Origin of the sequence: Wenzhouxiangella sp. 15190, from assembly GCF_003417465.1 — a bacterium.
Taxonomy (GTDB): Bacteria; Pseudomonadota; Gammaproteobacteria; order Xanthomonadales; family Wenzhouxiangellaceae; genus Wenzhouxiangella.
Window position 1 is genome coordinate 47,004 of record NZ_QVMV01000028.1, and the last position, 12,246, is coordinate 59,249.

The following is a 12,246-nucleotide window of genomic DNA, read 5'->3' on the forward strand; positions in this document are numbered from 1 at the left end:
AACGGGGACCAGCCGATGGCGGCAAACACCAAGCGGGAAGGCAACAAGAACGAGGCCTGGCATGCCCTCGGATACGAGGATTGCCTCGACCGGCTCGACGGCGATCGTGAGGGGCTGACCCAAGACCAGGTTGCCGAACGGCAGGAAAAGTTCGGCCCCAACAAGCTGCCCGAGAAAAAGCTGGACAGTGTCCTGATCGTGTTTCTCAAGCAGTTCCGCGATCCGCTCATCTACGTGCTGCTGTTCGCCGGCGCGGTCTCGCTCGCGATTCAGCATTGGAGCGATGCGATCTTCATTTTCGCGGTGCTCGCCTTCAACGCGACTTTGGGCACTATCCAGGAGTACAAGGCGCAGATCAGCGCCCAGTCCCTGCAAGGTGTGATCCAGAAGACGGCCCGGGTGATCCGGGCGGGCAAGAAGCGCCAAATCAATGCCGAGGAATTGGTTCCGGGCGATATCGTGGCGGTCACATCCGGTGACGCCGTGCCCGCCGACATTCGACTGGCGGACGAAGACGAACTGCGTGTGGACGAGTCCCTGCTGACGGGCGAGTCGGAACAGGTCGACAAGGACAGCGAAACGGAGCTGGCGGAAGACACCCCGCTCGGCGACCGCGACAACATGCTCTATGCGGGCACTACCGTCACCAGCGGGCGCGGGCGCGGTGTCGTGTGCGCCACCGGCGGGCGGACGGAGGTCGGGCAGATTGCGCGCTCCCTCACCGAGGAGTCGGAGGACCCGCCGCTGGTTCAGCGGATGCGCCGGCTCACGCGCCTGATCGCGGTCTTCATCGTCGTGGCAGTCCTTGCGCTCGGAGCGGCCCAGATCGCGGCCGGCAGCAGTTGGGGGGAGACCTTCCTGCTTGCCGTTGCGCTCGCGGTCTCCGCGATCCCGGCCGGACTGCCCGTCGCGGTTACGGTCGCACTCTCGGTCGCTTCCTACCGCATGGCCCGGCAACAGGTCATCATCCGCCAGTTGCCGGCGGTCGAGGGGCTGGGCTCTTGCACCGAGATTTGCAGCGACAAAACCGGCACCCTGACGGAAAACCGCCTGACCGTGAAATGTTTCGCTCTCCTCGACGAGGGTGTCTTCGACCTCACCGGCGAGGGCCTCGAAACCGAGGGGGAACTCCGCAAGGGCGATTCCGACGAACCGCCCCCGGACAAGTCCGGAGAACGCATCGCGGAGGCAATCGGCTCGGCCGTGCTCGCCAACGAAGCGGAAATCGAAAAGGGCGAGGACGGCTCGCTCGAGACGCAGGGCGACACCCTGGATGTGGCTTTTCTCATCGCCGGTCGAAAACTGGATATCCGGCGGGAATCCCTGATCGAGGAGGACGGGCGCGAGCAAGTCGGCGAGATTCCCTATAGTTCAGAGCGCAAATTCGCCGCCTCCTTCAACCGCCGCGGCGACGAGATCCACGCCCACGTCAAGGGCGCCGCCGAAACGATTGCCGAGATGTGCGCCGAAGACCAGCGCGACGCCATCCACCGGGAAGCGCAAAAGCTGGCAGCCGAGGGTTACCGCGTCCTGGCCGTCGCGGGTGGCCCGGTCAAAGACGAGAACGCGGCGAAAGAGGGCGAGGAGTCCGCTCTCGAGAATCTCGAGTTCCAGGCCCTCGTCGGGTTGATCGATCCGCTGCGCCCCGAAGTGCCGGATGCGGTCGACGCTTGCCACGATGCAGGCGTGGACGTCCGCATGGTCACCGGCGATCATCCCGATACCGCCATCGCAATCGGGCGCAAGCTTGGCATCGCGAAGGAGGACGAGGAATCGGTCACCGGGCCGGAGCTGATCGAAGCTGTGGGCGAGGAACGCTCCGAAAAGGAACACGGCAAGGCTTCCGACACGATCGACCGGAGCCATGTTTTTGCCCGCATCGAACCGCATCAGAAGACGCGTCTCGTCGAGTACCTGCAGGATCGCGGCGCGTTCGTGGCGGTCACCGGCGACGGCGTCAACGACGCCCCCGCCCTGAACGCCGCGCATATCAGTGTGGCCATGGGCAAGGGCGGCACGGATGTGGCCCGCCGCACCGCACAACTGATTCTCGGTGACGACAACTTCGCCTCCATCGTCAAGGGCATCGAGCAAGGCCGGATCGCCTACGACAACGTGCGAAAGGTGGTGTGGCTGCTGATCAGCACGAGCGTGGCAGAGCTGACCTTGTTTGCGCTCGCACTGGCCAGCGGATTGCCACTACCGCTCTTCGCGGCGCAGCTGCTCTGGCTGAACCTGGTGACGAACGGCATACAGGATGTCGCCCTCGCATTCGAGCGGGGCGAGCCGGGCGTCCTCAAGCGCCGTCCACGCCGGCCGGACGAACCCATCTTCAACCGGCGCATGATGGAACAGGTGCTTCTGTCCGGCGCATGGATCGGCGTGGTTAGCTACGGCGTCTTCTACTACTTGATCCAGCACGTCGGCATGGGGACGGATGAAGCGCGCAATATCATCCTTCTTCTCATGGTGCTATTTGAAAACATCCATATCTTCAACTGCCGCTCCGAGGAGCGCTCCGCGTTCAAGGTTCCCCTTTCCGGAAACTGGTTGCTCATCATCACGGTCGTGCTCGCACAGGGCGTACACATCGCATCCATGTATATTCCGGGCCTGAGCGACGTTCTCGGCACGCAACCCGTCTCGCTCGAGACCTGGAGCGTCCTCCTCCTGATTACGCTGTCCGTTATCGTCGTGGTCGAGGCTTACAAGGCCATCCGCAAACGCAGTGCGCATGAATCCTAGAAGCAACCGCTTCCCTTGCACAGGGGCAGCGATTCGCTCAGCCTTCCAGGCGATGCCGGACATAACGCCCGAGGGCCATGGCGTTCTTTGGCGCGAAGCCTTCTGAATCGTTGTTGAAGTAGCAATACACATCGCGACCCGCTCGCAGCAGCCTGGCGATGCGATCGGCCCGGGCGCTGAGGAACTGCGGCGAAAAATCGCCGTTCCCGGTCGCTCCATGGAAACGCAGATAGGCCCAGTTGGCCGTCAGTTCCCATGGATGGTCGGGCAGCAGGTCATGAATGCACAGGGCAGCTCCGTGGCGTTCGAGCACCTCGAAGATCTCGGGCCGCAGCCAGTCGGCATCCCGGAACTCGACAGCCCAGCGCCGGTGACGGGGTGTCGCAGCGAGGAATCGATCCAGGCGCTGGGGATTGGCCCGCCAATGTGGCGGCAGTTGCACCAGAATCGCTCCAAGATGGCTGCCCAGGCGTTCGGCACGCGCCATGAAGACGCTGATGGTGTCGGCCGGATCGCGCAGGCGCTTGATGTGGCTGCCGTAGCGGCTGAACTTGAGCGTATAGGCAAAGCCTGCAGGCGCCTTGTCGCGCCAACTGTCGAAGGTGGCTTCCCCGGGCAGGCGATAGAAGGTATTGTTGATTTCCACCGTCTGGAACTGCCCGGCGTAAAAGTCGAACCATTCCCGGCGGGGCAGGCCGTCCGGATAGAAGACCCCCGACCAGTGCCCGTAGTCCCAGCCCGAGGTGCCCAGAATAAAACGGCCGGTCGACATGGTTCAGTTCACAGTCGTCCGGAAGGGAATGTCGATCAGCCGTGGTCCACCAACACCGTGATGCCCGCCCGATGGGCGCAATGAGCACCGCAAAAGATGTTGCCTTCGTGCTCCACACCATGTCCGATCACTCGGACGCCGCACTGGCCGCACACCGGGGCCAACTCCTGGACGGCACACTCGAAACAGTCGAACTCGTATTCCTTGCCATCCTTGACGACCAGTATCGTGTTTTCGTAGTCGTTGCCACAGGTTGCACAGATTCCCATGTCGATCCTCCCAGTGTTGGGTTTTCACCCGATAGAACTACAGATATCTTGCCCCGTCAAGGTGCGTCCTCGAAGCGATCGGCATGGATCAGTTCGATCCAGACGGCTTGGCTGCTGCCGGCGGAGTAGACATCCAGTTCAGGAACCTTGCTCCGTGACGGCAGCGGTAAAGCCGCCCCGGGCCGACGCATTGCTGATGTTGTCGATGATGACCGAGTAACGTGCGCTCGCTCCCGGAAGCACGCCGCTGTCACCCTGGACTTGCACGTCGACCACGCCGGGTAAGGCACCGTGACAGCTTGCACAACCATTGCCCGAATCGCCGGGTCGTAGAGTGGTGTTGATGACGCCGTAGGAGTTGGCATGAACAAGCTGAGCGGGCACTAAAAGCCAGCAAGCAAGCACCACGAAACGGACATGCACGGTCATGACTCCGGCAAGACCAGAGCAGGGCGGTCTCCCGCCCGCGCGGGGCGGGAGACCTTGCCTGATCATTCGATTACGGCTTCGAAACGATCGCTGAAGATGAAGTCGAAGTCTGCCGGCCATTCATCCACGCGCACGGTGATCAGGGCCAGGTTCGAATCGTTGCCGTCGGTGGTCACCCGATAGGTGAAGCGCTCGAAGCCCAGGAATCCTTCGTCCGGCGTGTAGACGATGGCATCGTTCTCGACCGAGGCCGTACCCGAAAGGGGCTGATCAACGATCGTGATGGTCGAGAGGTCTACGGGAATCGGTCCGTCCTGGAAGGTATCGTTGGCGAGCACATCGATGGTGGCCGGAATCTCCCGGAAGGTCTCGGCAAAATCGTTCTCGGCCACCGGCGCATTCGGCACCGGCTCGGGATTGACCGTTACCTTGACCGTCGCCTCGTTGGAGACCACGCCGTCGATCTCGACGGTGTAGTTGAACGTGTTGTCACCCTCGAAACCAGCATCCGGCACGAAATCCACGGTATTGTCGGTGCCATCCAGCGTGGCCGTTCCATTGGCCGGCTGGGAGGTGATCACGACCGTTGATACCGCGGGGTCGGGATCGATCAGCGCGCCGTCCAGCAGGTCATTGGCCAGAATATTGATGGTTACCGGCTGCTCGAAATCGGTGACGGCGATATCGTTGATGGCCACCGGTTCACCCGTTGCCGGCATGTAGCTTTCCAGCGTCGGCGGCTCGTTGCCGGGCAGTGTCCATTCCGGATCCTCGCTGCCGGCGATGTCGCCCAGTCCCAGGCTACTGACGGATGTCGGAATCAAGCGCAGGGTGAGACTGTCGTAGCGCGGCATCCCCGTCGTTTCGTCGACAATCTCTTCGCCGATATAAATGTAGGTGTCCATGTTGGCGCCGCTGAGATCGTCGCTGAGGAGACTTTCGAAGCGTCCCGGATCGGAGTCCGGGATGTTTTGCCCCAGCAGAAATGATGCCCACTGTTCGAGCTCATCCAGAGGCACCACGGACCACGGGTCGGCACCGGTATCCGGATCACCGGCCTGGCCATAGCGCCAGTCGCTGCCATCCCACCAGGCGACCACGGCATCCGACTCGGTTTCCGGATCGCCGTCTTCGTGCAAGGCGATTACCGTGGGTACCAGCAGGTCGGGCATCATGTAGCCGAACAGGTTGCCAGTCAGTCCTGCACCGGCCGCCTGCTGGTTGGGCATGTCGAAGTAGTTGAGGGTTATGGCGCCGATACGACCGTCTGTCACTTGGTAGCCACTTTCGATGTACTGGCTCTTTTCGGGGCCCTCCACATCCTGCGGCGGGAAGATGCCGGCAGCTGCATCGCTGAAGAAGCCGGGATCGAATCGCGGCCGCAGGCCGTCGTCGAACAGCTTGGGTGCAAATGTGGCGTATCGATTCTCCTGCCAAACTTCCCGATCCGGGGCGCCGGTTTCACCCTCGAAAAACTCGCGCGGTACCAGGGGGCGCATCTCGAAGGCGACGCCATCTTCCTCGAAGGAAAGCGGCACGAAATCGTCACCGACACCGGTGCCGAGTTCCACGCGAAGGCTTACGATGCGCTCGTCGGTATTGTTAATGAATTTCTGGATGACCCGGTAGATGCGGCCGATGCCGTATTCCTCACGGAACGCTTCCAGTGCTGCGCCACCGTCGTCTTCGGGGTCCTTGACGCCCTTGTAGCGAATATCCTTCATGCCGGTGTCGAAGACCAGGTCGATCGGCACATCGGCCTGGGTCACTTCCAGGAAGTAGCGCTTGGAGCTGCCCTGGGGATCGCTACAGGTCTTGGGAACGAGTTCACCGAACTCCTCGTCGATCCGCTCGCCCGAGGCCATGATGCAGTTGGCCACGGGAAACTCGTAATCGTCGGTGACCGCCTGGATCCCTGGCGGGCGACCGCTGCCGTCATCCAGCGCCCAGCCGATGAATGCCACGCTGCCCGCGCCAGTGCCATCGGGATCCGCGTCCTTGGTGGCCTGGTCCGGATAAATGTAGGTCCGGCCCAGCACTTCCTCGGCCTGTCGCGTATGGCGGAAGATGGCGGTCGTCGATGCGGTGTCCTCGATGACGGTTCGTGCATTGACGTTGTTCCACTCGGTGAGCCGAGGAACCGGTACGTCGACGTAAGTTTCGGGTTCGGGTTCCTGGGCCGATACGCCGCAAGCCACCAGCCAGGTCAGAAGACCGACCAAGACTTTGCTGGTCCAGGTTCGACCCCGCATCCCGGGTGGCGTATACGAGGTGGCGTTTTTTCCAGAAAATGCGATTCGACTTTCAGTCACCTAAAATTTCTCCTTGATGTGATTTTGCGACTCTTGCCCTAATCAACAATCCGCCAACTCCCGTCGGCCTGGCGGCAGGCGGTTCCATAGACCTGCTCGGTCCGGCCGCCGATTTCGGCGTCCAGGACGTATTCGCGACAGGGGCCCTCGGCCGACTCGTAGGTTCGGGTGGGCTCCATGCGGTAGTCGTAGCCGGTATCGGGATTGGTCCAGGTGGTGGCCACACCGGTGCGGGTGGTCTCCAGCGTAGCAGACATCTTCATGCGGTCGAGTTCGTCCATTTCGCGGCCGATGGAGCCGCCGATAGCACTGCCGGCGAGGGCGCCGATGACGGTGGCCGTGGTCCGGCCGCGACCACTGCCGACCTGGCTGCCGAGGACCCCGCCGAGCACCCCTCCGATGACCATGCCCACTTCTTCCTTGGGGCCGGTGGCGCAACCCGGAAGTGTCAATATCAGCGTCAGCACGAAGACTGACAAGATGGTCTTCACTGTTTTGGACCCTCTTAAAATGATGGGTAAACACCCATATTAGGTCTCACTCGACTTCAGGCTCGTGACATAAATCAACAAAAGCGCAATTTCCTGACACTGTCCCCGACACCGTTGACTTTCATGACGGGCCAGGCTGGCGATATCGCGGCTTGTCGCGCGAAGAAGGTTCCGGTTCAGTGATCGAGGTCAAATCGGCTCGAGTGGGAAGCGATTATTATGGAATTGTTGTGCAACAACGCATCGATGCGAGGAGGAGTCTGTCATGGACGGCAGGAAACAATCCGCCGACAGGAACGAGACGACACCGACGCTCCGGGTCAATCCCGATGACGTGTGCCAGCTCATTCAGCTCGCGCGTGATTTTCACGCTCAGGATTCGGTCGTGGTCGAGGATGAGCCAGACAGCCTGACCGACGACCTGGTATTCAATGCGCTGGAGCAGCACGGTGAAGATCCCATCGTCGGCGAATTTCGCAATATCATCGCCGATCTGGATCGTGGCCAGCAGGTGCAGCTTGTCACGCTGCTGTGGGTCGGACGCGGTGATTACGACCTGGTCGAATGGAGCGACGCGGCTGCGGAGGCCGACGCGCAGTGGACCGAGTACACGGCCGATTACCTGCTGGCGCATCCGCTGCTAGCCGACCACCTCAACGAAGGGCTCGAGATGCTGGGCCATCACTGCGAGTGAGCGACCAGCTGCCCTTACAGGTACTCGGGCAACTGGTCGCGAATGGCCGCGGGATCCAGCCTCGAAACGTTCTTGTCGGTCTCGCTGCGAATGAGTTCGCGGGTTTCGTCGTCCAGGTGGTTGCGAAGTTCACCCAGGAAGTGCGGGGCAGCCAGCACGTGCAGCCGGTCCAGGCTGCCGTCGAGGCGAGCCTGACGTAGTCGCCCGGCCAGCTCCGCCGCCATCGCCTTCTCGGAATGCTCGCGCTGGCTTTCCGACTCGGACATCGCAAAACGTCCGGCGCGGGAACGATTCAAGCCCCGGCCGGGCCCATCCGTCACGAGATCCTGTTCACGCAGGCGCGAGTCCGGATTGAGCATCACATCGAATTCCTCGAGTGCCTGTCCCGAACCCTTGCGGAATAACCGCACGCGCGAACTGTCTGCAACGACGACCCAACAATCGCTCATCAGCGGTGCACTCGCGCTATTCGAGAACGAAGCTGACGCGCATGTTCACCCTGTAGCGGATGATATTGCCGTCTTCGACCATAACCTTCTGCTCCGCGATCCAGGCGCCGCGCACGTTCTTCAGCGACTTCTCGGCGCGCTCGATACCACGGCGAATGGCGTCCTCGAAACTTTCGTTGGAGTCGGATGTAATTTCTACGACCTTTGCGACACTCATGGATCTATCTCCTCGGTGCGAGTGGTGTCCTTTAATGATTGCGTCAGCCCTTGATTTCGATCTTGCGGGCCGCCGCTTTCTCGGACTTGGGAACGTGGATTTCCAGTACGCCGTCCTTCATCCTGGCTTCGACGCCGTCTTCGTCGGCATCGGGCAGCGAGAACTGGCGGGAAAAACTTCCGGAGAAGCGCTCGACGCGGTGAAAATCGTCACCTTCGTCGCGGTGCTCTTCCTTGCGGTTGCCCCGGATCGTCAGAACACCTTTCTCCAGAGTGACGTCGATATCATTGGGATCGACACCGGGGATATCGGCCTGGACGACATAACCCTTCTTGTTTTCCTTGAGATCAACGGCCGGGGCCCAGGCCTCGCCGAAGAAAGCTTCATCGGGAAGTTCCTCGAACGGCCAGTCGGCCAGGGACATCAAGTGTCGAAGGGCGTTGCCCGTGGTGGGTTGGTTGCTGCGTGTGCGTTTGCGGGGAAGTGCCATAATCAAGCCTCCTTGATTGGAGCCAGCATTGATTGGAGCCAGCATTGATTGGAGCCGGCAATTCTCACGATACGCCGAGTCGGGCCATGACGCATTGATACAGGTCAAACGAGCGGGAACGATCGCTGTACCACTTACCGGGACATGACCTCTGGCACGTGTATTCCGGGCCCAGCCTGTGCTTGAATACAGGCGTACTGATCATTCAAAAGAGGCAGTCCCATGTCCATCCACAGAACATTCATTACGGTCGCGGCCATCCTTATGGCCACATCTTCACTGGCAGCGTCCAATGAAAGCATTTCCATTCCCCCCGGTGCTACGCACGAGGGCAACCTCGAGACCCGCAATGGCGCCATTCGGGTTGGCGATGAAGCAGTCATCGAGGGCTCCCTGGACAGCCGCAACGGCCACATTACAACCGGCAAGTCGGTTACCGCGAGCGATGTCTATTCGCGCAACGGGTCCATCGTCCTGGGCGAGAACGGCCAATACGGCCGTGTCGAGTCCCGCAACGGACAGATCAAGCTGGGTGACGGCACAACCGCCGACGCACTGGAGACGCGCAACGGCAGCATCGTGGTCGGCTCCCGGGCCCGAACCGGAAAGCTGCTCTCCAGAAACGGCGGCATCAACGTCGCTTCCGAAGCTGTCGTTGAAGGGACGGCCGAGACGCGCAATGGCGGCATCTCGCTCGAGAAGGGCAGCCGGGTTACCGGACGCATCGCCACGCGCAACGGTCGCGTCAAACTCAGCGGTGCCACGGCAGAAGAGGGCATCCAGACCCTGACCGGTGACATCCTGCTCGAGGCAGGCAGTCGCTCGGGCGGTGATCTGGTCATCGAGATCAAGAAGAATGACGCGGGCAGCGGCGGCAGCTTTTTCGGTCTGGGGGGTAGCAAGACCTGGCCCGAGGCCGGCGATATCCGCGTTCTCGATGGCAGCGAAGTCGATGGCGACATTGTGCTCGTGCTCGACGCCGACTATGACGAAGCGATGCCCACGGTTGAAATCGGCAGCGACGCCGTCGTGACCGGCAACCTTCGCATCGACAGCCGGGTTGAGCTGATCGTTGCCGGTACCGTCAACGGAGAGGTCGAACGCGTCACACCCTGAGGGTCGGCGATATTGGCGCCCGTCATTAAGTATGGCGGGCGCTCGAGCATCGGAACGCCTGTGCGGGCAAGAGGAATTGCGGTACGCTTGCCGATAACGGAGAAGAAGCCTTCTTTCAGACACACCGGTACCGCCATGATCAACAAGACCGCTCTAGTGGCCGCCCTCGGTTTGCTTCTGGCTTGCGCGTGCAGCGACGGCACCGCGCCCGACCGGGTGGAGGCGAACGACTCCGAATCGCGGGAAGAGGGCGGGGGCGTCTACCAGCGCCCGCTCGACAAGGCTCGCAACGTCGAAGACCAGCTTCAGGATGCGGCCGACAAGCACAAGCGTGACCTGGAGGAACAGGAAGGCGGCGGCTGAGGCCACGCCGGAATGTCGCCGTCTCTGGTCCGCTCGGGCGATTTTATGTATGCTTGGCCCACGAGGGCGACCCGAAGGAGTTCCTTCACGTGAAGCCGACCGATACGCGCAACACGGAGTACTTCCATCGGGTTGTCGACTGCCAGTGGGCCTGCCCCGCACATACCGATGTCCCCGAATACATCCGCCTGATCGCCCAGGGGCGATTTACCGACGCCTACATGGTGAATCGGGAGTCCAATGTCTTTCCCGGCATTCTCGGCCGGGTCTGCGATCGTCCCTGCGAGCCTGCCTGCCGCCGCACCCGGGTCGATGAAAAGCCGGTGGCCATCTGTCGGCTCAAGCGGGTCGCAGCCGATCACAAGTCGGACATCGAAGCCCGACTGCCGCTCGTTCCCGAGCGCAAGAACGGCAAACGCATCGCGCTGGTCGGCGCCGGCTGCGCCAGTCTGACGGTATGCAACGACCTGATGCCGCTGGGCTACGAGTGCACGGTGTTCGAGGCACTGGACGTGCCCGGCGGCCTGATGCGCTCGAACATCCCGGCCTTCCGATTACCGGCCGAAGTCCTCGACGAGGAGATCGACTACATCACCGACATGGGCGTGGACCTGCGGCTCAACAGCCCGGTCGAGAGCATGCGCGCGCTTCTGGACGAAGGCTACGATGCCGTGTTCGTCGGTTCCGGCGCCCCCAAGGGCAAGGAGCTGGACCTGCCCGGACGCAGCGAGGGCGACGCCAGTATTCACATCGGCATCGACTGGCTGGAATCGGTGGCCTTCGGGCACACGAAACGCATCGGCAAGCGGGTCCTGATCATCGGCGTGGGCAATACCGCCATGGACTGTTGCCGAACGAGCCTGAGGCTCGGCGCCGAAGACGTGAAGGTGATGGCGCGCAAGCCGCGCACGTTCTTCAAGGCCTCCGACTGGGAGCTCGAAGACGCCGAGGAAGAGCAGGTGGAAATCGTCATCAACCACTCGCCGAAGTCCTTCGTGGTCGAGGACGGCCGGCTCAAGGGCATGATGTTCGACATCATGGAATACGACATCGAAGACGGCCGGATCACCGACAGCCGAGTGATCGAGGAGACGTTCCTGCCGGCCGACGACGTCATCCTGGCCATCGGGCAGGAGACTGCGTTCCCCTGGATCGAACGCGACATCGGCATCGAGTTCAACGAATGGGACGAGCCGGTGGTTGACCGCACGACCTACCAGTCCACCTTGCCCGGCGTCTTCTTCGGCGGCGATGCCGCCTTCGGCCCCGAGAACATCATCTGGGCCGTCGAGCACGGCCACCAGGCCGCCATATCCATTCACAACCATGTTCACGACAAACCGGTGACCGACCGACTACCGCGCACCGTCAACCTGGGTTCGCGCAAGATGGGCATTCACGAATGGAGCTACTCCAACTATTTCGAACCGGCCGCGCGCCGGCAGATGGAGCACGTTCCGCTGACCGAGCGATTCCGCGAACTCGATACCGAGGTCGAACTCGGATTCACCGCCGAGCAGACCGCCTGCGAGGTCGAGCGCTGCCTCAACTGCGATATCCAGACCGTCTTTACCGACGAGCTGTGCATCGAGTGCGACGCCTGCGTCGACATCTGCCCGACACGCTGCCTGACGATTACCGACAACGCCGCGGAGGATGAACTCCGACAGAACCTGACCGCGCCGGCCGACAACACCGAACAGCCGCTGTTCGCCTCCGGCGAGCTCAGGCAGACCGGCCGCATCATGGTCAAGGACGAAAACGTCTGCGTGCATTGCGGCCTGTGCGCGGAGCGCTGCCCGACCGCCGCCTGGGACATGCAGAAGTCCCTGCTCGACATCCCGTATGCCGCCGATCACGATGTCACGCCATGCCAGAAGCGCCGGACCGGAACCTGAC

General features: G+C 62.0%; 13 protein-coding genes. 5 read left to right on the forward strand and 8 right to left on the reverse strand.

Annotated elements, in window-relative coordinates; all coding sequences use genetic code 11:
* Window positions 1–15 precede the first annotated feature (15 nt).
* On the forward strand, window positions 16–2,745 hold the full coding sequence (locus DZK26_RS07315; protein WP_116898785.1) for an HAD-IC family P-type ATPase: 2,730 nt from the start codon (window positions 16–18) through the stop codon (window positions 2,743–2,745).
* Between the two features lie 37 nt (window positions 2,746–2,782).
* Here DZK26_RS07315 and DZK26_RS07320 read toward each other — a convergent pair whose 3' ends face one another.
* The 5 genes from DZK26_RS07320 to DZK26_RS07335 all read right to left on the reverse strand — a co-directional run bounded on the left by DZK26_RS07320 (window position 2,783) and on the right by DZK26_RS07335 (window position 7,018).
* Window positions 2,783–3,517 (reverse strand): DUF72 domain-containing protein, encoded by a 735-nt coding sequence (locus tag DZK26_RS07320; protein ID WP_116898784.1) that lies wholly within the window; start codon window positions 3,515–3,517, stop codon window positions 2,783–2,785.
* A 35-nt stretch (window positions 3,518–3,552) separates the two neighbouring features.
* On the reverse strand, window positions 3,553–3,786 hold the full coding sequence (locus DZK26_RS07325; RefSeq protein WP_116898783.1) for a hypothetical protein: 234 nt from the start codon (window positions 3,784–3,786) through the stop codon (window positions 3,553–3,555).
* A 138-nt stretch (window positions 3,787–3,924) separates the two neighbouring features.
* A complete protein-coding gene (locus DZK26_RS14175; RefSeq protein WP_147306695.1) occupies window positions 3,925–4,215 on the reverse strand; it encodes a hypothetical protein in 291 nt (96 codons plus the stop codon).
* Between the two features lie 62 nt (window positions 4,216–4,277).
* Complete coding sequence (locus tag DZK26_RS07330) at window positions 4,278–6,437, reverse strand: choice-of-anchor F family protein (RefSeq protein WP_181918446.1); 2,160 nt, start codon at window positions 6,435–6,437, stop codon at window positions 4,278–4,280.
* A gap of 128 nt (window positions 6,438–6,565) precedes the next feature.
* A complete protein-coding gene (locus DZK26_RS07335) occupies window positions 6,566–7,018 on the reverse strand; it encodes a glycine zipper 2TM domain-containing protein (protein WP_258918357.1) in 453 nt (150 codons plus the stop codon).
* Window positions 7,019–7,283: 265 nt separating this feature from the next.
* Between DZK26_RS07335 and DZK26_RS07340 the strand changes: the two genes are divergently transcribed.
* The gene (locus DZK26_RS07340) at window positions 7,284–7,712 is read left to right on the forward strand and encodes a DUF3775 domain-containing protein (protein ID WP_116898781.1); all 429 of its coding nucleotides are present in this window, start codon (window positions 7,284–7,286) and stop codon (window positions 7,710–7,712) included.
* Window positions 7,713–7,726: 14 nt separating this feature from the next.
* Here DZK26_RS07340 and DZK26_RS07345 read toward each other — a convergent pair whose 3' ends face one another.
* From DZK26_RS07345 to DZK26_RS07355, 3 genes are read right to left on the reverse strand one after another with little or no spacing between them, the layout of a single operon-like run.
* Window positions 7,727–8,161: a host attachment protein gene (locus DZK26_RS07345; protein WP_116898780.1), complete on the reverse strand. Its 435-nt coding sequence runs from the start codon at window positions 8,159–8,161 to the stop codon at window positions 7,727–7,729.
* Window positions 8,162–8,177: 16 nt separating this feature from the next.
* Window positions 8,178–8,378: a dodecin family protein gene (locus tag DZK26_RS07350; RefSeq protein WP_116898779.1), complete on the reverse strand. Its 201-nt coding sequence runs from the start codon at window positions 8,376–8,378 to the stop codon at window positions 8,178–8,180.
* Window positions 8,379–8,421: 43 nt separating this feature from the next.
* On the reverse strand, window positions 8,422–8,868 hold the full coding sequence (locus DZK26_RS07355) for an Hsp20/alpha crystallin family protein (RefSeq protein ID WP_181918445.1): 447 nt from the start codon (window positions 8,866–8,868) through the stop codon (window positions 8,422–8,424).
* Between the two features lie 222 nt (window positions 8,869–9,090).
* Here DZK26_RS07355 and DZK26_RS07360 point away from each other — a divergent pair, with 222 nt between their 5' ends.
* The 3 genes from DZK26_RS07360 to DZK26_RS07370 all read left to right on the forward strand — a co-directional run bounded on the left by DZK26_RS07360 (window position 9,091) and on the right by DZK26_RS07370 (window position 12,245).
* A complete protein-coding gene (locus DZK26_RS07360; RefSeq protein ID WP_116898777.1) occupies window positions 9,091–9,984 on the forward strand; it encodes a hypothetical protein in 894 nt (297 codons plus the stop codon).
* Window positions 9,985–10,119: 135 nt separating this feature from the next.
* Window positions 10,120–10,347 (forward strand): hypothetical protein, encoded by a 228-nt coding sequence (locus DZK26_RS07365; RefSeq protein ID WP_116898776.1) that lies wholly within the window; start codon window positions 10,120–10,122, stop codon window positions 10,345–10,347.
* Between the two features lie 89 nt (window positions 10,348–10,436).
* Window positions 10,437–12,245 carry an FAD-dependent oxidoreductase gene (locus DZK26_RS07370; protein WP_116898825.1) on the forward strand — a complete coding sequence of 603 codons (1,809 nt, stop codon included), beginning with the start codon at window positions 10,437–10,439 and terminating at the stop codon, window positions 12,243–12,245.
* Window position 12,246: the final 1 nt, after the last annotated feature.